This window comes from Promicromonospora sp. NPDC023987 (assembly GCF_040639055.1).
Classification (GTDB): domain Bacteria; phylum Actinomycetota; class Actinomycetes; order Actinomycetales; family Cellulomonadaceae; genus Promicromonospora.
This window is the reverse complement of sequence record NZ_JBEZZF010000085.1, coordinates 1-21,244: the sequence shown is the minus strand read 5'-3', so window position 1 is coordinate 21,244 and position 21,244 is coordinate 1. Positions and strand designations below refer to the sequence as shown.

General features: G+C 70.7%; 14 protein-coding genes, 6 tRNA genes and 1 pseudogene. 9 read left to right on the top strand and 12 right to left on the bottom strand.

The features are described from left to right. From AB0F40_RS24690 to AB0F40_RS24680, 3 genes and pseudogenes are all read right to left on the bottom strand, one after another. Window positions 1-197, bottom strand: a pseudogene (locus AB0F40_RS24690) (HIT family hydrolase); the annotation flags it as partial. Between the two features lie 24 nt (window positions 198-221). After that, entirely contained in the window at window positions 222-2,264 is a 2,043-nt protein-coding gene (gene thrS, locus AB0F40_RS24685) for a threonine--tRNA ligase (RefSeq protein WP_357474100.1), read from the bottom strand. Between the two features lie 82 nt (window positions 2,265-2,346). After that, entirely contained in the window at window positions 2,347-2,598 is a 252-nt protein-coding gene (locus AB0F40_RS24680; RefSeq protein ID WP_357474097.1) for a hypothetical protein, read from the bottom strand. Between the two features lie 185 nt (window positions 2,599-2,783). Between AB0F40_RS24680 and AB0F40_RS24675 the strand changes: the two genes are divergently transcribed. Together AB0F40_RS24675 and AB0F40_RS24670 are read left to right on the top strand one after the other, a co-directional pair. Next, complete coding sequence (locus tag AB0F40_RS24675) at window positions 2,784-4,553, top strand: sodium:proton antiporter (protein ID WP_357474094.1); 1,770 nt, start codon at window positions 2,784-2,786, stop codon at window positions 4,551-4,553. A gap of 9 nt (window positions 4,554-4,562) precedes the next feature. After that, a complete protein-coding gene (locus tag AB0F40_RS24670) occupies window positions 4,563-5,261 on the top strand; it encodes a tyrosine-protein phosphatase (protein WP_357474091.1) in 699 nt (232 codons plus the stop codon). Between the two features lie 84 nt (window positions 5,262-5,345). Here AB0F40_RS24670 and AB0F40_RS24665 read toward each other — a convergent pair whose 3' ends face one another. Further along, on the bottom strand, window positions 5,346-9,110 hold the full coding sequence (locus AB0F40_RS24665; RefSeq protein WP_357474088.1) for an Ig-like domain-containing protein: 3,765 nt from the start codon (window positions 9,108-9,110) through the stop codon (window positions 5,346-5,348). 309 nt (window positions 9,111-9,419) lie between these two features. Here AB0F40_RS24665 and AB0F40_RS24660 point away from each other — a divergent pair, with 309 nt between their 5' ends. Genes AB0F40_RS24660 through AB0F40_RS24650 form a run of 3 tightly spaced genes read left to right on the top strand, consistent with a single transcriptional unit; the run spans window position 9,420 to window position 11,916 of the window. After that, window positions 9,420-10,472 carry a LacI family DNA-binding transcriptional regulator gene (locus AB0F40_RS24660; RefSeq protein ID WP_357474085.1) on the top strand — a complete coding sequence of 351 codons (1,053 nt, stop codon included), beginning with the start codon at window positions 9,420-9,422 and terminating at the stop codon, window positions 10,470-10,472. A gap of 8 nt (window positions 10,473-10,480) precedes the next feature. Continuing rightward, window positions 10,481-11,068 carry an NAD(P)H-dependent oxidoreductase gene (locus AB0F40_RS24655; RefSeq protein WP_357474082.1) on the top strand — a complete coding sequence of 196 codons (588 nt, stop codon included), beginning with the start codon at window positions 10,481-10,483 and terminating at the stop codon, window positions 11,066-11,068. Then, on the top strand, window positions 11,065-11,916 hold the full coding sequence (locus tag AB0F40_RS24650; protein ID WP_357474079.1) for an arylamine N-acetyltransferase: 852 nt from the start codon (window positions 11,065-11,067) through the stop codon (window positions 11,914-11,916). The genes AB0F40_RS24655 and AB0F40_RS24650 overlap by 4 nt, the downstream gene beginning before the upstream one ends. 141 nt (window positions 11,917-12,057) lie before the next feature. Here the strand turns inward: AB0F40_RS24650 and AB0F40_RS24645 are convergent. The 3 genes from AB0F40_RS24645 to AB0F40_RS24635 all read right to left on the bottom strand — a co-directional run bounded on the left by AB0F40_RS24645 (window position 12,058) and on the right by AB0F40_RS24635 (window position 12,301). Further along, window positions 12,058-12,132: transfer RNA gene (locus AB0F40_RS24645), tRNA-Val, on the bottom strand. 1 nt (window position 12,133) lies between these two features. Further along, window positions 12,134-12,204 (bottom strand) — tRNA-Cys (locus tag AB0F40_RS24640). Between the two features lie 25 nt (window positions 12,205-12,229). Further along, window positions 12,230-12,301: transfer RNA gene (locus tag AB0F40_RS24635), tRNA-Gly, on the bottom strand. Between the two features lie 141 nt (window positions 12,302-12,442). Between AB0F40_RS24635 and AB0F40_RS24630 the strand changes: the two genes are divergently transcribed. The 3 genes from AB0F40_RS24630 to AB0F40_RS24620 all read left to right on the top strand — a co-directional run bounded on the left by AB0F40_RS24630 (window position 12,443) and on the right by AB0F40_RS24620 (window position 14,405). Beyond that, window positions 12,443-12,841: a PPOX class F420-dependent oxidoreductase gene (locus AB0F40_RS24630; RefSeq protein WP_357474077.1), complete on the top strand. Its 399-nt coding sequence runs from the start codon at window positions 12,443-12,445 to the stop codon at window positions 12,839-12,841. 95 nt (window positions 12,842-12,936) lie between these two features. Beyond that, entirely contained in the window at window positions 12,937-13,515 is a 579-nt protein-coding gene (locus AB0F40_RS24625) for a dihydrofolate reductase family protein (protein WP_357474074.1), read from the top strand. A 53-nt stretch (window positions 13,516-13,568) separates the two neighbouring features. Beyond that, window positions 13,569-14,405: an MBL fold metallo-hydrolase gene (locus tag AB0F40_RS24620; RefSeq protein WP_357474071.1), complete on the top strand. Its 837-nt coding sequence runs from the start codon at window positions 13,569-13,571 to the stop codon at window positions 14,403-14,405. Window positions 14,406-14,536: 131 nt separating this feature from the next. Here the strand turns inward: AB0F40_RS24620 and AB0F40_RS24615 are convergent. The 3 genes from AB0F40_RS24615 to AB0F40_RS24605 form a co-directional block, all read right to left on the bottom strand. Next, window positions 14,537-14,611 (bottom strand) — tRNA-Val (locus tag AB0F40_RS24615). Between the two features lie 13 nt (window positions 14,612-14,624). Continuing rightward, window positions 14,625-14,695 (bottom strand) — tRNA-Cys (locus tag AB0F40_RS24610). Between the two features lie 64 nt (window positions 14,696-14,759). Then, a tRNA-Gly gene (locus AB0F40_RS24605) sits at window positions 14,760-14,831 on the bottom strand. A gap of 192 nt (window positions 14,832-15,023) precedes the next feature. Here AB0F40_RS24605 and AB0F40_RS24600 point away from each other — a divergent pair. Next, entirely contained in the window at window positions 15,024-16,121 is a 1,098-nt protein-coding gene (locus AB0F40_RS24600) for a chorismate-binding protein (RefSeq protein WP_357474068.1), read from the top strand. A 24-nt stretch (window positions 16,122-16,145) separates the two neighbouring features. On the opposite strand, the gene AB0F40_RS24595 is transcribed toward AB0F40_RS24600, so the two are convergent. Together AB0F40_RS24595 and AB0F40_RS24590 are read right to left on the bottom strand one after the other, a co-directional pair. Next, window positions 16,146-17,450 carry an alginate lyase family protein gene (locus tag AB0F40_RS24595; RefSeq protein ID WP_357474065.1) on the bottom strand — a complete coding sequence of 435 codons (1,305 nt, stop codon included), beginning with the start codon at window positions 17,448-17,450 and terminating at the stop codon, window positions 16,146-16,148. Window positions 17,451-17,492: 42 nt separating this feature from the next. Next, entirely contained in the window at window positions 17,493-21,056 is a 3,564-nt protein-coding gene (locus AB0F40_RS24590; RefSeq protein ID WP_357474062.1) for a discoidin domain-containing protein, read from the bottom strand. Window positions 21,057-21,244: the final 188 nt, after the last annotated feature.

The window sequence follows — 21,244 nt, the reverse complement described above, 5'->3', positions numbered from 1 at the left end:
GCGCCCCGCTCCTCGCGCCGCGAGCGCGCCTCCCCCCCCTCCGGGATGCGGCAGAACGGGCAGGTCTCGACGGTCGAGTCGGTGGGCCGGTCCTGCCCGCCGATATAGACCATCCGGTGCGGCGTCCAGAGCCGCTGCAGTCCGTCGCCCGGCGGGCCGAAACCCGCCGACGACTCCGGTGCGGGCTCCGTGTTCATCCGATGACGACCATCAGGCGCCCGTCAGACCTGGACGCGGTCGCGGACCGCACCCACGATGCGCTCGATCGCGTCGGCGACCGGGACACCGTTCTCCTGGGTCCCGTCCCGGAACCGGAACGACACCGCGCCGGCCTCGACGTCCTCGCCCCCGGCGATGAGGGTGAACGGCACCTTCTCCTTGGCGGCGTTGCGGATCTTCTTGCCGAACCGGTCGTCGCTGTAGTCCACCTCCGCGCGGATGCCGCGGGCCTTGAGCTGGGTCACGACGTCGGCCAGGTAGTCGTCGAACGCGTCCGCGACGGGGACCGCCTTGACCTGGACCGGGGCCAGCCAGGCAGGGAACGCGCCCGCGTAGTGCTCCAGCAGCACCGCGAAGAACCGCTCGATCGAGCCGAACAGGGCGCGGTGGATCATGACGGGGCGCTGCCGCGAGCCGTCGGCCGCCGTGTACTGCAGGTCGAACTTCTCGGGCAGGTTGAAGTCCAGCTGGATCGTGGACATCTGCCAGGTGCGGCCGATCGCGTCCTTCGCCTGCACCGAGATCTTGGGGCCGTAGAAGGCCGCGCCCTCCGGGTCCGGCACCAGGTCGAGGCCCGACGCCGTCGCGACCTCCTCGAGCGTCCGGGTCGCCTCGTCCCAGGCTTCCTCGGAGCCCACGGACTTCTCCGGGTCGCGCGTGGACAGCTCGAGGTAGAAGTCCTCCAGGCCGTAGTCCTTGAGCAGGTTCAGGACGAAGGTCAGCGTCGCGGTGAGCTCGTCCTTCATCTGCTCGCGCGTGCAGTAGATGTGCGCGTCGTCCTGCGTGAAGCCGCGGGCCCGCGTCATGCCGTGCACGACACCGGACTTCTCGTACCGGTACACGGTGCCGAACTCGAACAGCCGCAGCGGCAGCTCGCGGTAGGACCGGCCCCGCGAGTCGAAGATCAGGTTGTGCATCGGGCAGTTCATCGGCTTGAGGTAGTAGTTCTGCCCCGGCTTGCGGACGGTGCCGTCGTCGTCGAGCTCCTCGTCGAGGTGCATCGGCGGGTACATGCCGTCCGCGTACCAGTCGAGGTGGCCGGAGACCTGGTACAGCTTCTCCTTGGTGATGTGCGGGCTGTAGACGAACTCGTAGCCGCCCTCGATGTGCTTCTGCCGGGAGTACTCCTCCATGGCGTTGCGGATCACACCGCCCTTGGGGTGGAACACCGCGAGCCCCGAGCCGATCTCGTCCGGGAAGCTGAAGAGGTCCATCTCGGAGCCCAGCCGGCGGTGGTCGCGGCGCTCGGCCTCGGCCAGGCGCTCCAGGTACGCCTTGAGCTCGTCCTTGGTGGGCCAGGCCGTGCCGTACACGCGCTGCAGCATCGGGTTCTTCTCGCTGCCGCGCCAGTAGGCGGCCGCCGAGCGCTGGAGCTGCACGCCGTTGCCGATGAGGCGGGTGCTCGGCAGGTGGGGGCCACGGCACAGGTCCTTCCAGACGACCGTCTCGCTCTCGCGGCCGGCGCCCCGGACGTTCTCGTAGATGGTGAGCTCGCCGGCGCCGACCTCGACCGAGGCGCCCTCGGCTGCGTCGGCGGACGAGCCCTTGAGGCCGATCAGCTCGAGCTTGTAGGGCTCGCCTGCCAGCTCGGCGCGGGCCTCGTCCTCGGTGACGACCCGACGGCGGAACGTCTGGCCCTCCTTGATGATGCGGCCCATGATCTTGTCGAGCGCCTTGAGGTCCTCCGGCGTGAACGGCGTCTCGACGTCGAAGTCGTAGTAGAAGCCGTCGGTCACGGGCGGGCCGATGCCCAGCTTCGCGTCCGGGTTGACCTGCTGCACCGCCTGCGCCAGCACGTGCGCCGCGCTGTGCCGCAGCACCGCGAGGCCGTCCGGCTCGCCCACGGTCACCGGCTCGACCACGCGTCCGGCCGGGATCTCCCGGTCGAGGTCCCACAGCTCGCCGTCCACCCGCACCACGACGACGTCGCGGCGATCGGCGTACAGCTCGACGCCGGTGGTCGTGGCCGTGGTCTTCGTCGCCTCCGTGGTGGTGTCAGCCGAAGGGAGTGCGGTGGGGCTGGGCGGCGATGCGACGTCGGACACGACGGTGCTCCTATGGGATGGTCACGGAAACTGATCGAGGGGCACCGTCGTCGCCGACAGTGCCCCTCGATCGTACCGACCGTCAGTCGCGGCCGCCGCCACCTTCGCGGCCCTCGCCACGACCCTCGCCCTCCTGCTGCGCCGGCTCCTCGGCGCCGCCCCACTCGCGGGCCCGCTCGCCCATCGAGTCGATGGCGCCGTCTGCCTGGTCGGGCGCGAACTCCTTGAGCTTGTCGCTAGCGGCGCCGACGTTCTCGTCGGTCATCTGCTCCTTCGCCTTCGCGACGTTGTCCGGGTCGGACGCGAACTCCTTGGCCTTGTCAAAAAGCCCCATGGTGACATCCTCTCGACATAGGCACACGAATGGTGCACCCCCTGCGAGCGACGGGGTCCCGCCGCCCATTCGAACCTACGCGCACCCGCAGAGGTCCGCACGGCAGCGCGGATGCGGCGCGTGCCGGACAGTGATCCGGAGCACGATGCTCGGCGGAGGCCACCGGCGTCTCGTACCGTCAGTCCGTGGAGTCCGTCGAGTACCTGACCATCGCCGTCGCAGCCGCGGCCGTCATCATCGCGGTCACCGCGCTCGCACCCCGGGCCGGGGTCGCCTCGCCCCTCGTGCTGGTGGTGCTCGGCGCCGGGGTGAGCCTGCTGCCGTGGGTGCCGGCGATCGAGGTGCCGCCCGAGCTGATCCTCGGCGGCGTGCTGCCCCCGCTCCTGTACTCGGCGGCGGTCGGGCTGCCGTCGATGGACTTCCGGCGCGACTTCACGGCCATCGGCGGCCTGTCCATCACGCTCGTCGTGATCAGCTCGGTGCTGCTCGGGCTGCTGTTCCGGTTGCTGATCCCCGGGATCGACCTGGCCACGGCCATCGCCCTCGGCGCGATAGTCAGCCCGACCGACGCCGTGGCGACCTCGATCGTGAAGCGGCTCGGGGCGTCCCCGCGCAGCGTCACGATGCTCGAGGGCGAGTCGCTGCTCAACGACGCGTCCGCCCTGGTGCTGCTCCGCTCGGCGATCGCGGCGACGGCGGCGTCGGTCAGCCTGTGGGAGGTGGTCGGTGACTTCGCCTACGCGGCGGGTCTGGCCGTCGCGATCGGCGTACCCGTCGGCTGGGTCGGCCTGCAGGTGCGCAAGCGCCTGCGGAACGCGGCGCTCAGCACTGCCATGTCGTTCGTCGTCCCCTTCGTCGCCTACCTGCCGGCGGAGGAGCTGCACGCGTCGGGGCTGGTCGCCGTCGTGGCGGCGGGTCTGGTGACCGGCAACGGGTCGGCCAGGTTCCTGCGCCCCCAGGACCGCATCGCCGAGCGGTCCAACTGGCACACCGTCGAGCTGCTGCTCGAGGGTGCCGTCTTCCTCGCGATGGGGATCCAGCTGTTCGACCTGATCGAGGACGTGGAGGCCGGCGGAGGCTCGCTCAGGCAGGCCGTCGTCGTCGCGGCGATCACCGGGGTCGCCGTACTCGTGGTGCGCGCCGCGTTCGTCACGCCGCTGATCGGCATCCAAGCCCGCCGGGCGCGGCGCGGCGAAGCCGTGCGCCCCGCCCTCACCGGGATCCAGGACCGCCTGGACCAGCGGGCCGCCGTGGCCCTTGCCCGGCCCCCCGAGCCGGCCGCCGGCAACGGACGACGGTCGCCCGCCGCCCGCCAGGAGCGGATCCGCGGCATGCTGCGGCGCCGCACCGCCGATATCGACTACGACCTCGCCAGGCCGCTCGGCTGGCGTGAGGGCACCCTCCTGGTCTGGGCGGGCATGCGCGGCGTGGTCACGCTCGCCGCCGCGCAGACCCTGCCCGCGGAGACCCCGAACCGGTCGTTCCTGATCCTGGTCGCGTTCGGCGTCGCGGTCGGCACCCTCCTGGTGCAGGGCAGCACCCTGCCCTGGGTGACCCGGCGGCTCGGCCTGGTGGGGCAGGACACCGCTGACGACCTCCCGGCCCTGCGCCGCGAGACCGAGCAGGCCGCCCGCGCCTTCCTCGCCGAACCCGTCCGCCCCGACGGCACGCCGTACGACGAGCGCGTGGTGATCCGGGTGCGCAAGGACATGTTCCGGGAGCACGAGTCGCAGGACGAGGACGCGGTGCTCACCAAGGAGCGCTTCATCCAGTACCGGGAGCTGCGACTGGCGACCATCGCCGCCCAGCGCGAGGAGCTGCTCGCCGCGCGCTCGACCGGCACCTACGACTCCGCCCAGCTCGGGAACGCCCTCGACCTGCTGGACGCCGAGCAGATCGCCGTCGAGATGCGCAAGGGCAAGACACCCCTGCACGGCGACGCGCCGGAACGCTAACCTCCCGGCGTGACGGATTACACACCGCTCCACCTCGACTGGCCCGGCTGTCTCAACGTGCGTGACCTGGGTGGGCTCCCGCTCACCGGGGGCGGCACGATACGCGAGCGCGCCCTGGTCCGCTCCGACTCCCCCAGCTTCCTGACCGACGACGGCGTCGCCGCCGCCACGGCCTTCCGCCTGGCGCGGATCATCGACCTGCGCCGCCCGTGGGAGAACGAGGAGTGGCCGAGCCTGCTGGCGGACCACCCCGGCTACCTGAGCCTCCCCGTCCAGGATCCCGACGACCCCGAGGAGGGGCCGTGGGTCCACCTGTACACGGGGCTGCTCGACCGGCGCCCCGACCTGTTCGCGCGCGCCGTCGCGGCGCTCGCGGACGCGCCGGAGGGTCCGGTGCTCGTGCACTGCGTCGCGGGCAAGGACCGCACGGGCCTGGTGGTGGCGCTCGCGCTCAGCATCGTCGGGGCCGACGTCGACGCGCTCGCCGACGACTACGAGCTCACCAACGAACGGCTGGCGCCCCGGTACGCCGAGCTCCCCGAGGACCGTGAGATACCCGCCGGACGCGAGATCCCGCCGACCCGGCACGTCATCATCGAGGCGCTGGAGCACCTGCGCACGCGGCACGGTTCGATCGAGGCGTACCTCACGCACGGCGGTCTGACCCCGGGCCACGTCCGAGCCCTACGCGCCCGCCTGGTCGGCTGACCCCGCTCTTCTCCGTTGAGTGCTGGACATCTGTGCTCCTGAATCGGTTTCGCGGCACAGATACCCAGCACTCAACGGAGGGGGTTACCGGGCTACCGCCGCCGCCCACGACAGCATGGGCGACTGGGTGTTCGTCGCCCGGAGCCGGATCGTCACCGGACCCGGCTCCGCGAGCTCGACGTCGTGGCTCAGCACCTCGCTCGGGTTGCCCGAGTCCAGCGTGACCGAGCCGACCGCGTGGCTCTCGCCGTCGTGGTCGAGCAGGACGTCCGCGCTCCTGCTGTTGCCCGGCCACCACGAGTGGGAGCCGGCCACGAGCGTGTACGAGCCCGCCGGGAGCGTGAAGGTGTACGACACCTCGGCACCCACCTGGTTCTCGGTGTACATGCCCGTGGTCGTCGTCTTGTCGTACTCGCCTGCGGTGACTCCCTTGTAGCTGATGGCCCGGTCGCCCGAGGCGTCCTGCGCCCAGTGCCCCCAGGCCGAGCCGTCCGTGCGCACCTGGTCGGGCGCCTCGTTCACGAGCCCGCCGCCGACCCCGCCATCGACCAGGCCGGCGATCGCACCGTAGGCGGGCGAGTCGTAGCCCAGCGTGCTGCCGCTCGTCGCGTTGACGTCACCGAAGGCGACGGTCCCCCGCGGCACCACCTCGACGTGCGCTGTCGCGGTCACCGGGCCGTACGAGCCCCGGACCTCCGCGGTCGCCCACGCCTCGTCGAACGCGGCCTCGTCGACGCCCCAGTCGACGGGCACCTCGCGGGTGCTGCTGTCGGTGAGCTCGGCGGTCAGCGTGTCCGGCAGGGGCGGCGCCTCGCCGACGTAGGTAGCGATCCGGGGTTCCTCGAGACTGACGATCCGGTTCACGACCGGCGCGGACGCCGTCTCGAGCCGGGACACCAGGTGGTCCGCACCCTGGCCGTCGAGCCGGTAGGCCGTCGGGTCGGCGAGAGCAGCTCGAGCGGCCGAGATCCCGTTCTGCAGGACCGCCCAGTCCAGGTCGGTGAAGTCGTCGGTGCGCTCGATCTCCTCTGCTGCTTCCAGAGCGCTGCGGAGCGACCCGCCGTCGGCCGGCTGTGACGCCGGGGCCGAGACGACGCCGACGGCGTCGACGTTCAGCGTGCCGGACGCGACGGTGAGGGTCACCGTGTGCTCGCCCCACTCGAGACCACGCAGCTCGAAGGTCTGCTGGTAGTGGTCGGACGCACGGGTTCGGGCGTTGATCGCGATCGGCTCGCCGTCCACCGTCACGTCCAGGCGTGCTGACCCGTCGTTCGGCCCCAGCACGTCCAGCCCGGAGCCGGTGAACGTGTAGCTCACCGAGGCGTCGGCGCCCTGGCTGATCGACGACGTCCGGCCGTACTCGAACATGCTCTTGCCGTTGGCGTGCGCCCACTCGCCGTCGTAGGCGAGCTTGGTCGCCGCCGGGTCGGCGAGGTCGGTCATCTCGTGGCCGTCGAGGTACTCGCCGTAGTACGGCACATCGGAGGCCACGCGCTCGACGCGCAAGTTGTCGAACTGGGTCCAGTGGAAACCGCTCGCGAGGTCGACCCAGCCGGACAGGATCGGGGCGTCGTCGGTCCAGGCGAACACCTGCTCGCCATCGACCCATCCCGTGACCCGGTCGCCCGCCACCTGCACGGACAGCTCGTGCCATGCACCGGCGTCCCAGCCGTCGGTCGCGACGGATCCGCTCTCGACAACAGTCCCGAGCCGGTTGAGCTGCCAGCGCCCGTCGGAGACCAGCTTGAGCGCGTAGGGCGTACCCCGGAGGTCGTGGGAGGTGTCACCGCCGCTGGAGCGGGCTCCGAGGGCGGCGTAGTTGTCCGCACCCGGGCCGCGCTCGAAGCGGACGTCGACGGTCGCGCGGTAGTTGCTCCAGCGCCGGTCGCCGACGGCGGTGATCGGCTCACCGTTGTTCCACGCGCCGCCGACGCCGGTGCCCTCGCGGTCGACCTGCTGGCGCAGGACCCGCTCGCCGTCGTCGGCCAGATACGCCTCGAACGAGCCGTTGCGGTCCCAGGTGTACAGCGGGATCGCGCCGGTATCCCCACCGCGGGAGTCGACGAAGTCCTCGGTCCTGCCGAGGAGCCCGCCACCCTTGCGGATCGTGCGCACCTTCTTGTCCGTGTAGTCGAAGTCGTCGGACCAGAGCACGTCCTTCGCGGCGTCGCCGGAGGCGCCGGCATCGAGCACCGTGCGCTCGCCCTCGACGGGCAGCGGCGTCGTCCATGCCTTGTCCCGGCTGACGTCGAGCGAGGTCACGGTGGTGATGGAGTACGGCTGCACGGTGACGGAGTAGGCGCCCTCGGCGTCCGCGGAGAGATCACCGACGTGCTGCTTGTACCGCGCGTCGAAGGCTTCGCCGTCCTCCGCGGCACGGGTCTCCCACACCGCCAGCGAGGGCTTGCGGCCGAGGTCCAGGTCCTCCGGGGTGATCCGGTAGGTCCGCGGCGTCTCGGAGTCGTTGACGAGGACCGTCGAGAAGTCCGAGCGGTCGGGGGCCGCGAGGGTCAGGTAGTTCGGGCCGCCGTTGCGCCCGTTCACCGGGTTGGTCCCGGTAGCCGTGGTGCCCGACGCCGCAGGCACCGCACGCCAGATCCCGGACCGGTTGCGGGAGTCCTCCCAGCCGGTCACCGCGAAGTTCGAGAAGTGCTGCAGCGCCACGAGCCCGGCGTCGTAGTGGATCCATCCCGACCACGGGTCGCGAGCGCCCACGAGCTCCTTGTACGAGTACTGCCCGCCCTCGTAGAACGAGCCGATCGCCGGCTGGTAGATGAAGTGTGTGCGCCGGGAGTTCGCGAAGCCCTTGACGATGGTGTTCGCCATCTCCAGGGAGCTGCCGGTCCCGCCGAGGCCGGTGCCCTCGACGCTCGGGTCGGCGGTGTTGTTGTTCGGCCGGAACGACGAGTTGCTGAACGTGGCCTGCGCCTCGCTGTTCCAGATCTGCTCGTCGAGCTCGTCCGCCAGGCGCTTGAAGCTGCCTGCGGCGTCGTCGTTCGTGTTGTAGTGGAACCCGGAGGCGCCGACGACGTCGCGCAGCGAGGCGTCGGCGACCATCTCGTCACCGAAGGTGCCGGTGCCCACCTCGTCCGAGATGACCACCTCGATCTGGTGGAAGAGCCTTGCCTCCCCCTTGCGGAAGCCCGCGAGCCGGGGGTCGTCGCTCACGTATCCCGTGTCGTCCGTGCGGACGCGCTCGGCATACTCCGTGGTCCATTCCAGGTCGGCGCTGTGCTCGTTCACGCCTGGGTTGACGTAGTCGACCATGTACCCGTAGTCGCGGTACGCGGCGAGGATCGTGTTCTTGTACCAGTCGTAGATCTTCTCGTTCGTGTCCGCCCAGGGCACGGCGTTCCAGCGCAGGATCGAGACCTTGAGCTCGGGGTTGACCTTCTTGGCGTCCGCGGCGAGCTGGAAGCCGGGGTGCCTGCGCACGTTGGCGGGCTCGTCCGGCGTGCGCATCGTCGCGACGTCGGAGCCGGTCGAGTTGTTGCGGTCGTCGCCCATCTCGATCTTGACGTGGTGCATGATCGGGTGCTCGCCGCCGAACAGCACCTGCAGCAGCTCCGCGTACTTCTCGGGCTGCTCGGACTTGTAGTCCATCAGGAGGGCGCTGGTGCTGTTGGCGCTGAGCACGCCGAAGCCCTTGAACGTCAGGCCGTTGACGTTGTCCGCGGCGACGTCGTCACCGTCGACGGTGATCTCCGTGGTCTCGGTGGCGGCGACCGCGGCGGCGCTGGACGATCCCGCTGCCGACGCCGTCGCTCCTCCCACGACGAGCGACGATCCGACGACGCCACACACAAGCATCCCCGCGATGGTCGCTGCTGACACGCGTCTGCGTCTCATGATGTTTCCTTCCTCGTTGAAGTGTTCATCGACGCCGCAGGGCACGCGAGGGCAGCCCTGCGAGCCGTTCGAGGACTCGCGGCGGGCGCGGTGCAGGTCTCCTTTGAGTTGCACTCGGTGACCATCGACGTCGATGTTCGTTTCTGTCTGTTTAGGCGCGATTACTGAGCGATACGTTATCCCCACCGGCCATATGCACCAATACCTTGTTCGCTATTGATCACTTCGATCTGCCGGGACAAGGTGGTTGACAGCGGTCATGGCCTCTGAAACGATCAACTAAATCGTTCAAGTAGTGAGGTGAGTGGCATGAACACCAGACCCACCCTCAAGGCCGTGGCCGCTGCCGCCGGCGTCTCCCCCGCCAGCGTCTCGAACGCCTACAACCGACCCGAGCAGCTTTCCGCGGGCGCCCGCGAGCGCATCCTGGACCTCGCTGCCCAGATGGGTTACGCCGGCCCCAACCCGAGTGCGAGCTCCTTGCGCAGTCGCCGTACGGGCTCGATCGGCATGCTGTTCGCACAGGACCTCACGTATGCCTTCGACGACCCGTACTGCACGGCCCTGCTGGGTGGCCTTGCCGAGGTCGCGGCGGGGACAGGGTCCAACCTGCTGCTCCTGCCCGTAGGTCCGCACGAGGTGTCGCGGTCCTACTCCCGCGACGAGGAGCTGAGCCTGGTTCAGGGAACTCGCCGGGCGGCGCTGGACAGTGCGATCGCGGACGGCGTACACCCAGGTCATCCCGTCCTGCGGGTGCTGGCCGAGCGCGGCGTGCCAGTCGTCGGCACGGCGGAAGGGACCGGTGAGCGATGCGTTCTGGTCGACGACCGCGGCTCGGCCGTCGAGCTGGGCGAACACCTGCGCTCGCTCGGCCACCAGCGGGTCGCCGTCGTCACCGACAGCATGGACGACGGCGAGCCGGCGGTCGCCCCCGACGACACCCACCTCTTTCCGTACGCCCGCCTGCGGGTCGATGGACTGCGAGAGGGACTGGGAACGGCCGACCTGACGGTCATCTCCGCCGGGAGCAACACCCAGGAGTCGGGACGGAGGGCTGCCGACACCGTCCTCGCGACGACCACGCGCCCCACGGCGATCGCCGCCACCTCGGACACGCTGGCGCTCGGGATCCTCGATCAGCTCCGCGAGCGCGGCCTACGGCCAGGGGCCGACATCTCGGTGGCTGGCTTCGACGACGTCCCACAGGCCGCCTTGGCCGGGCTGACGACGGTCCACCAGCCGATCCGCGAGAAGGGCCGGACGCTCGGGCGGATGCTCCTCGACCCGTCGTTCACCCAGACCCGCGTCACGCTTCCCACCGAGCTCGTAGTCCGCACCAGCACAGCACCCACCCCGAAGTGAGGAGAACCTTGCTCAGCTCGACAACGGACCTCCGGGTCACACTCATCATCGGCAGCGTGCGTCTGGACCGGTTCGGACCGACCGTCGCGGCCTGGGCCGGTCAGCGCATCCTCGCCCACGACGGCATCTCGCTGGACGTGCTCGACCTCAAGGAGCTCGACCTGCCCACGGGCCTCGACGGCTCGGGCGACACCGGCCTCCTGCGCTCGCGCATCGACGCGGCCGACGCGTTCGTCGTCGTGACGCCCGAGTACAACCACGGGTACCCAGGCTTCCTGAAGACCGCGATCGACACGGTCGAGGGCGAGTGGCGCGCCAAACCGCTGGGCCTCGTCTCCTACGGTGGGGGCGCGGGCGGGGCCCGGTCTGCCGAGCAGCTACGCCAGGTCTTCGCCGAGCTCGAGGTAGTCACCGTCCGCCAGGCCGTCACGCTCGTACGGGCATGGGACCTGTTCGACGACGCCGGCCGCCTCCTCAACTCGTCAGGACCGGACAGCGCAATGCGTTCGATGCTCGACCAGGTGCTGTGGTGGGGGCGAGCCTTGCGCGCTGCACGCGAGCAGCCGGTCCCCGTCGGTGCGGGGGCTGAGCAATGACGACCGACGTGTGGCGGCTCGACCAGCTCGATCTGCACGCCTACCTCGCTCGACTCGGCCTGTCGGCACAGGCCCCGAGCCGGACCGCGCTCGACGAGCTGCACGAGCAGCACGTACGCACCTTCACCTTCGACAACGTCGATGTACTGCTCCAGCAGCATTCGGGCGTAGCGCTCGAAACCGTGCAGGAAAAGTTCGTCGTGCAACGACGCGGCGGCTACTGCTTCGAGCACTCGACGCTGCTCGCCGCCGCTCTTGAGCGCCTCGGCTACCAGGTGCTACGGCGGCTCGCCCGCGTGCACGACGCGGCATCGAGCACGACTCTCGGGCGCACCCACCTCGTCGTGGAGGTCGTCCTGGACGGCCTGCGCCTGTTGTGCGACCCCGGGTTCGGCATGAGCCTCCTGCGCCCGATCGCACTCGTCGACGGGCACGAGGAGGTCCAGGATGGCTGGCGGTTCCGGATCACGCAGACCGACGAGCCGACCGCCTGGCGGCTCTATCGCGACAGAGGCGACGCCTGGGAGCTCGTGCACACCACCGATGAGCTCAAGGTCGTCCCCGAGGACATCGTCATCGGCCACCACTACACGAGCACCTTCCCGGGCTCGCACTTCACACGAGGCCTCGTCGCCGCCAGACACCTGCCTGGCCGCCACATCACCGTCACCGCCACGACAGTCACCGTGCGTCGCCCGGGGCTCCCCACCGAGCACCGCGCGCTCGAATCGGGCGAGCTGCCCGCCTGGCTCGACCTGCTCGACGCCGGCCTGACAGGCGACGAGACCTCCCGCCTCCTGGGTCGGCTCGGCATCAAGCAGGTCGTGGCATCCGAGGTATCGCCCTGACCGGCTGACGACCGGCCAGCAGCCACGTTGAGACGAGACGGTGGCGTGGTTCCGGGGCGGCCAACCCGCTCCTTGGCTGAGCACCAGGCACGCAAAAGCCCCCTGACCCGCGTCTCCGCTGGCCAGAGGGCCTTGCCGTGCTGGTGGGCGATACTGGGATCGAACCAGTGACCTCTTCCGTGTCAGGGAAGCGCGCTACCGCTGCGCCAATCGCCCGAGGTGGGTACGGGATTCGAACCCGTGTGTACGGCTTTGCAGGCCGCTGCCTCGCCTCTCGGCCAACCCACCGTGCTCCCCACAAAATGCGGGTTCGAGCGGATGACGGGACTTGAACCCGCGACCCTCACCTTGGCAAGGTGATGCTCTACCACTGAGCTACATCCGCGTTGCCACCAGCTCGAACCCTTCCGGGCCCCCATGGTGGAACTCCGGAAGAGTAGTTCACAAACGGTGTGCCGGTCCAATCGAAAATGGCGGCGCCACCTGCGACGCGTCCCCGGGGTCGTACCGGGTTATGTTCAGCGGTATGAGTGCGACCGACGTCATCCCAGCCCACCTGATCCCGCTCCTCGAGGCACCGAACTACGCGTTCCTCGGCACGATCCGGCCGGACGACACCGTCCAGGTCAATCCGATGTGGTTCGCCTTCGACGGCGAGACGCTGCGCTTCACGCACACCACGAAGCGCGCGAAGTACCGCAACCTGCAGCACAACTCGTCGATGAGCCTCGCGATCATCAACAGCGACAACGTGCTCAACTACGTCGAGGTGCGCGGCAGGCTGATCGAGACCATCCCGGACCCGACCGGCGCCTTCTACGTCGAGCTCGGCGAGCGGTACGGCGCACCGAACCTCCAGCCGCCCGCCGACAGCCCCGACCGCGTCGTCCTGGTGATGAGCATCGAGCACTACACGACGCAGTAGTTCAGCGGGCCCGCATCGTCAAGGTACCGATGAGTTCTCGTCGCGCGACCGGTCACCCTTGAGACGACGCACCTGCGACAGCGAAGGAGTGACCGGTGCCGGACCTCATGGTCGATTTCATCATCTCGTTCGACGGCTACGCGGCCGCGGACGGCTGGCCCGGGTTCTGGGGCATGGAGGGACCCGAGTATCTGGGTTGGGTCAGCTCCGGACCCGAGTACGAGCACACCGCCCTCATGGGCGCGACGACGTACCGCCTGATGTCCGGGTTCGCCGCCCAGAGCTCTGACGATCCTGGCTTCGCTGAGATGAACGCGCTTCCCAAGGTGGTGTTCTCCTCGACGCTGGAGGCGCCGCTCGCGTGGACCAACACCGAGCTCGTCGACGGGGACGCCGTCGAGGCCGTGCGCGACCTCAAGCAGAGCTCCCCGCGCTCCCTGCGCACCATCGGCAGCCTCACTCTGTGCCGGTCGCTGCTGCGCGCAGGACTGGTGGACCGCTTCCGGGTGGTCGTTTTTCCCGTCATCACGGGCGCCACCGGGAGGGAGCGCATCTTTGACGGGTACCCCGACGTCACCCTCGACCTGGTCGAGAGCCGGACGTTCGACGGTCGGCTCCAGCTCTTGGAGTACGTCCCCACGGTGCTCGACGGCCCGCCGAGAGCCGGTGGCTGAGTCACCGCACGGGCTCGACAAGCGATTGCAAGCCACGAGCGGAGGGAGACCCCATGCTGACGCAGGTCGTGGAGGGCGTGCTGGTCCACCAGAGCGAGCTACTCCGGAACAACTCGGTCGTCGTGCAGGGCCGGGCTGGTGTGCTGCTCGTCGACGCCGGGATCACCGGCTCCGAGATGGCCTGCCTCGCGAACGACCTCCACGAGCTGGGCCTGCCCGTCGTGGCGGGGTTCTCGACGCACCCCGACTGGGACCACGTGCTCTGGCACGCCGAGCTCGGCGAGGTGCCTCGCTACGGCACGGCTCGCTGCGCGGCCGACATGCAAGAGCTGCGGTCGAAGGCGGGCTGGCAGGCCCGCGCCGCCGAGGGCCTGCCGCCCGAGATCGCTGGCGACGTGCCGCTGGACCTGTTCGGCCTCATCACCAGCCTGCCCACCGGGACCGCACGGATTCCGTGGGACGGCCCGGACGTCCGGATCATCGAGCACCCCGCACACTCCCCTGGACATGCGGCGCTGCTGGTCGAGGGAAGCGGGGTCCTCGTCGCCGGCGACATGCTGTCCGATGTCTTCCCCCCGATGCTCGACAGCTTCAGCGACGCCAACGACCCGGTCGAGGAGTACCTCGTCGGGCTACGGCTGCTGGAGGACACCACGTACGACGTGGATGCGCTCGTCCCGGGCCACGGGTCCGCCGTCGGCGGAGCTGACCAGATACGCGCACGGATCGACCTGGATCGCGCGTACCTCCACGCGCTGCGTGACGGTCGAACTCCCGACGACCCGCGGATCGGCTCGGCCAAGCCCGGCTGGGAATGGGTGAGCGGCATCCACGAGGGGCAGGCCCAGAGCTTCGCCCGATGGAGCGAGCGCGACGGGGCGGGCGACTAGAGATACTGCCGCCCGGCTGCGTCGAGCCATAAGGGCCGCGAAGCCGCACGCGCTCGGAGTGGCGACCCAGCACCAGACACGCGAAAGGCCCTCCGGTCAGCGTTTCCGCCGACCAGAGGGCCTGTCGTGCGTGGTGGGCGATACTGGGATCGAACCAGTGACCTCTTCCGTGTCAGGGAAGCGCGCTACCGCTGCGCCAATCGCCCGTGCTGCATTGCGAGGTGGGTACGGGATTCGAACCCGTGTATACGGCTTTGCAGGCCGCTGCCTCGCCACTCGGCCAACCCACCGCCCGGTCGAACCTACAACCCTGGGTGCTCTCATCAGCCGAATATCTACGAGAGCGGCGTTCCGAGCGGATGACGGGACTTGAACCCGCGACCCTCACCTTGGCAAGGTGATGCTCTACCACTGAGCTACATCCGCGAAGCCGGGCATCCTGGGGTTTCCCCCGGTGTTCCGGCGTGATCTGAACATTAATCGACGGGAGGGCGAACCGTCCAATCGCACGCGCCGCCGTACGGTTGTCCCGTGTCTCCCAGTCCGGCCCATCCGCCCGCAAACCGCACGATTCCAGCGGTTCCGTCCCGCTCATCCTCCGTCACATCTCCGTCCGACGTGACAGGGGACACCGGCTGGGCACAGTTCGCCGGGCGCTTCGCGACCGACGCCGTCGAGTGCATCGACGTCCTGGCCGAGCCTGAGCGGCTCGCGACGGGAACATGGTTCGTCGTCGCGGACTTCGAGGCAGGCTCCGGGACGCGCCCCGGGGGCCGGGCCCGCGCGTGGCGCTTCGCCCAGGTGCACGACGCCGCGGCGCCGTCCGCCACCACCTGGCACGGTCCGCCGGCCGACGCCTGGACCTCCTCCATGGACCGGGCCGCGTACGAGTCCGCCGTCGGACGGGTCCGCGAGCACGTGCGCGAGGGCGACGTCTACCAGGCCAACGTGTGCCGGGTGCTGTCCGCGCCGCTCGCGGGCGCGCCCGGCGCCGAGCCCGACGCCCGCGCGCTCGCCGCCCGGCTCGCGGCCGGGAACCCCGCACCGCATGCCGCGGCCGTCCACGTGCCCGCCACCACCGGCCTCGACCCCGTGTGGGTCGTGAGCGCCTCCCCCGAGCTGTACCTGTCCGTGCGGGACGAGCCGGGGACCCGCACCGTCGTGGAGTCGGGTCCGATCAAGGGGACCGCCCGCACCCCCGACGGGCTCACCGAGAAGGACCGCGCCGAGAACGTGATGATCACCGACCTCGTGCGCAACGACCTGCAGACGGTCTGCCGCCCCGGCACCGTGGAGGTCACCTCGCTGCTGGCGGTCGAGCAGCACCCCGGCCTGGTGCACCTCGTCTCGCGCGTACGCGGCACCCTGTCCGACGACGTCGTCCGCTCCGGCGAGCCGTGGCGCCGGCTGCTGGCCGGCACGTTCCCACCGGGCTCGGTCTCGGGCGCACCGAAGTCGAGCGCGCTGCGGATCATCGGCGAGCTGGAGCCCGTCCCCCGCGGCCCGTACTGCGGCGCGGTGGGCTGGGTGGCCGACGGCGAGGCCTCCCTCGCCGTCGGCATCCGCACGTTCTGGTGGGCCGACGACGGGACAGGCGGCGTGCTCCGGTTCGGCACCGGCGCCGGCATCACCTGGGGCTCCGACCCGACCGCCGAGTGGCACGAGACCGAGCTCAAGGCGGAGCGGCTGGTCGCGCTGGCGTCGGAGCCCCGGTGACGGCGGGCCCTCCCGGGTCGCGGGTCAGTACATGAGCGTGCCGAACCCGAGCTGGTCGTACCCGCCCGACGTCGAGCCGTAGTCGCCGCCCCCGCCCTCGGGACGCACGCGCTGCGCCATCTGGGCGACCCACCCCGCCTCGAGCCCCTTGCGCCCGCTGTAGTGCGCCAGGACCGACGCCCATACCGGCCGCAGCTGGCCCCGGCTGTCGGAGCTGACCTCAGTATGGGTCGACCAGCCGACGTGCGGCGGGGTCGTGTTCGGACCGGACTGCCACGTGTAGTCGGTGAACGGGACGTCGTTCCCGAGGTTGTACCTGGCGACGTACTGCGCCCCCTTGAGGAACCGGTTGTCGTCGTACCCGTAGCAGTCGATGCCCTGGTTCCAGGCCATCTCGCAGAAGGCACCCAGCTGGCCGATGCCCATCATGGTGTGCCCCTGGTCGCGGCCCGCCTCCTGCCACTGTCCGAGGCCGCCGTCGACGTCGTGCAGGAAGGGCACCACGTGCCTGATCGAGCCGTTCCCTGCGCCGTCCTCGAAGTAGTCCACCGCGCGCTGGACCAGGTCCGAGCGGTCGGTGAAGATCCCGATCGCCAGCACCGAGTTCATGGTGCACAGGTCCCAGTTGGCCCAGTAGTTGGTGATCACCGCGTCGTTGTGGTGCGTCAGGAACTGTTCGTTCATCGGGTGGAAGATGCCGAGCAGCATGTCGGCGAACCGCCCGCGGTCGAAGTCCGACCGGTCCCGCACGAGCTCGGCCGCGTTGGCGAACTGGTACCCGTAGAGCCCCGCGGCCAGGTACCGGTCCGCGTTGCCGCCCAGCGACCGCATGGTGCCGGACCAGGCGTTGAGGATCCGCGAGGCCGCCGCGCCGTGCGCATCGGAGCCCGAGACGTGCCACCGCAGCGCGTTCTGGTAGGCCGCGTGGATGTCGGGGTACATCTGGGCGTAGTTCTCGCCGGTCCCGCCCCGGATCACGTCGGCGAGCGGGCGGGGCTGCCACGTCGCCGCCGACCGGCCGTTCGCGACCAGGCGGTCCCACCCGGCCGTCCACGGCTGGGCGCCCGCCGCGACGTGGTCGGCAGCCGCTGAGAGCTGCGCGGCCGTGTGCTGCATGCCGGGGTGCGCGTACGCGGCGGCCCTCGCCGTGCGGCCGGCCGCACGACCGGCCGGGGCGCCGTGCGGGCTCGCCGGCGCGGCGAACGCGGACCGTGCCGCCGTCGTGGCCCCGACCGTCCCGGCCAGGAGCGCGAGGGACGAACCCGCCAGAAAGGCCCGGCGTGACGCGCCCTCCCGCCCGCCGTCCGGGTGCTCTGCATGTGTGGTCATCGTTGCTTCCGTTCTGTCGTCGTTGACTACGGACGGCCTCGTTCAGGCCGGTTCGAGTGCGGCAACGGCCGCGGCGAGCTCGTCGGCTGCGGCATCCACCTCCTCCTGGTCGGGCGTGGCGCCGGCGGAGCGGAGCTCGAGGCCCGACTCGCGGGCGGCGGCGAGACGCTGCCACGACGCCGTCGTCCAGTCCTCGCCGGCGAGGTCCGCGGTCTCCGCCAGGTACAGGTCGAGTCCCGTGCGGTCGACGGTGCTGGTGACGAGCTCCACCTCGGCCAGGTTCGTGTTGCCGGAGCCGGCCAGCACCCTGACCGCCTCCGCCTCGACGGGCTCGGGCAGGTCGATCTGACCCCAGGCCGCCGTCGCGCCGCTGATCGTGGCGAAGGTCCGCCAGGTCCGGCCGCCGTCGTCGGAACCCTGGAGCTGGACGCCCTCCGCGCGGTTCGCATGGCCGGACCGGGGCAGGTATCGCGCGGACTCGACGTGGAAGGTGCTGCCGTCGTCGGGCACCGCTTGGACCCAGCCGCCGGCCTCCTTCGTGTCGGTGAAGGTGGCGGGATCACCGTCGAACATCGCCCAGCCGTTGGCCGCCGCGTCCCTGCTGCCGTCCCACGACGGCGTGCTCGCGGTGACCCACGCCTGCGACACGGGGGCGAGCTCGGGGGTCGGCGGTTCGAGCAGGTCCCAGGCCTCGAGGACGCGCTGCGCGAGCGCCTTCTCGTCCGCTCCCGGCTCCACGGCGGCACCGACCGCCTCGATCTCCCGGGAGAACCGCACCGCCGACGCACGCGAGTACCCCGCCAGGTCAGCGGCCTGCGCCTCGGCGAGCAGCACGTCGAGGCCTGCCTCGATCCGTGTCCCGTCGATCCGGAAGTCCGCCAGGCTCCAGATGCCCGGGTACGCCGGGTCCGACGGCGCGCCCGGTTCGTCGACCTGGAGCTTGAGGTACCGGAACACGCTGTCCCGCTCCGCCTCGCGCACGGACACCCGCTCGATCTCGGTGTCGTCGCCGGCGTTCGGGTGCTCGGTCAGCAGCGTCCACGTCCGGCCGTCGGACGACCCGTAGACGTTCGTGCCCTCGGCCCGGTTGGCGAACGTGTCCCGCGCGAGAAAGCCGAAGCCCTCCGCCCGGACGCGATAGCCCGGCCCGAGGTCGAGCACGACGCTCGGCACCCGCAGGTCCCCCCAGGTGGTCTGGTTGTCCCCGTCGGTCAGCGCCGCGAGGGTCGTCGCTGTGATCTGGTCCGAGGACACGATGCGGGAGTAGTCGAGCGTGCCGTCCGGCAGGCGCGGGGAGAGCGGCGCCAGGCCCGCGACCGCCAGCCGCAGGTCCTCAAGGAGCACGCCGAACTCCGCCGGGTCGGTTCCCTCCGCGCCGCCAAGGGCGGCAGCGCGCGCGCGCGCCTCGGCGACGGGCGTCCAGGTGGCGGTGGTGTAGGCCGCCGGCTCCCGCAGCCCGTCCAGGAGCGCCGCCACCGCGGCCGCCCGGTCCGGCGCGACGGTGAGGGTCACGGGCAACGCGGTGTCGGCCTTGTCGTCCGAGGCGACGACGACGAGGTGCACGACGCCGCGCCTGTCGTCCGGCGTCCACTCGAACCCGCCGTCGGGCGAGATCGATGCGCCGCGCGGCGCGTCCTGGAGCGCCAGGGAGAAGTCGCCGTCGGGGTCGGTCACCCCGAGGTCCCGGGTGTAGGGCTCGCCGGCCACGGCCACGACGTCCAGCGACGTGCCGTCGTCGAACACCGGTGGGTCGATGGCCGCGTTCGCGTCGGCGAGCAGGCCCGCGACGTCCACGTGGGTCTTGCCGCCGGTCGCGCGGAGCACCACCAGGTTGGCTCCGGCTGCGGGCACCTTCGCCGCGGCGACGTCGAACCAGACGTAGCGCCAGCGCCCGTCCGTGTCGGGGAGCTGGACGGTCGTGAAGGGGGCGCCGTACGAGGTCCTGGACACCTCGACGGTCGCAGTGCCCCGGGTGCGGACCTGCAGCCCGACCAGCGCCGTGCGGCTGCGGTCGGGGTAGACGACGCGACGCACGGCCACCCGCGCGTCGTCCTTCTTGGCGTCGAGTCTGACGAAGCTCTGCCCGGCATCGTCGGTCAGCTGCTTGGCCCCCTTGCCGAGGGTGTGACCGAACTGCTCGAGGGGCAGCTGCGGACTGTCGCCGACCGCGGGCACCGTCACGTCCTCCTGGGCGAGCGCGGGCGGGAACGCCACCCAGTACTCGGCACCCGTGAAGTCCGAGCCGCTCTCGTTCCAGAAGTTCGAGATCCCCGACCCGTAGCGGTACAGGGGCCCGTCGCCCTGCCGGTGCAACTCCGCGACGTGCGGCGCTTCCTGCTCGACGTCCACACCCGCGACGTACTCGTACTGGTAGTACAGCTCGTTCAGCGGCTCGCGCAGGCGTCCGCGGTAGGCCTCGGCGAGCTTCCCGGCTCCCCCGGAGACGTCGACGTACGGCGGCTCCTCGCCCATCATGAAGGCGGTGTAGACGTCGCCTCCTTCGAGGATGCGGTTGCCCAGGAACGCGTACGGGCTGACGGCGTCGGGCGCGGTCGAGACGGTCCCGTGGGCGGGGTCGATCCGGGTGCCCTGGTTGTGCACGATGCGGGCGAGCGCCGTCAGGATGTCGACGTCGCCCTCGGCGTGCGCCTGGTCGCGGCCCATCTCCAGGTGCTGGACGAAGTCCTTGCCGTAGGGGTTGAGCGGGTCGTCCGCGTCGATGGTGCGGAAGAGCGAGGCGAGCGACCCGTTGACGTCCCCGCCGTTGATCGTGTGCTCGCTCTCGTAGCCGGCGTTGACCGTGAACCACTCGACGCGCTCGGCGTACAGCTCGGCGTCGTCGAGGAAGATCGCGGCCGCGACCATGCCGATCACTCCGTACAGGTGCTGGTTCCAGAGCCGGTTCTGTGAGTAGAGGAACGTGTCGAGCACCGGGTGGACGAGGTTGTCCTCGATCCGCTGCTGATCGCGCTCGGTCCAGCGCAGGTCGTACCCGTCGAGCTCGTCCTGGGCGGGCTCCGTGGACCGGAGGATCTCGGTGGCGACCAGCGTCTGGTAGAGCGGGACGCCGGTGTGGATGTGCGCGTCGGGGAAGTACTCGTACCCGTCGGGGTCGAGGCTGGACCAGGTGCGGATGACGTGCAGGGCGTTCGCCCGGTGGACCTCGTCGCCGGTCACCAGGTACATGAGGGCCTGGGTCAGCGCGCCGAGGCTGTCGCCGTGCTGCCGGCTCCGCATGCTCGCGTTGTCGTACGCGGCGGTGGTCGGCTGGTCGTCCGTCGGACCCTGGATCGACGCCCGGAAGTCCCGGGCGGCGTACCTGGTCCGGGTCATGGCGTCGTAGTAGCTCGCCCACGGCTCGACGCCGGCGAGGACCTGGGTCTGCATGTTCGTGAGGTGGTCGGCGGTCAGACCGACACCGGGGTGGGCGAACCCGGCGTCGCTCAGGGTCTCGTGAATCTCGACCGCCGGTTGGGTCGGCAGCTCGGTGCGGCCGCCGCCGTCGGCCACCGCCGACGGCGCCGGGATCATGCCGACGACCACGACGACCGCCGTGGTGAGCAGTGCGGCGGCTCTTGAGCGCAGCCTGGATGTGCGTTGCCTCATCGTGTTCCTTCCACGGCCGCAGCTCTGCGGGCCGAGCGCGGCCCCGGGCCGCGCTGTCGTCACCTCGTCGTGAGTCGGGATATCGTTATCCCGGGAATACGTTATCCCGACGAATGGGACAGCACAAGGGGTCGGGCGGTCCGACTGGGTACTGCGGCCCTGACTCGGCGTACCTGGTACGCCGAGTC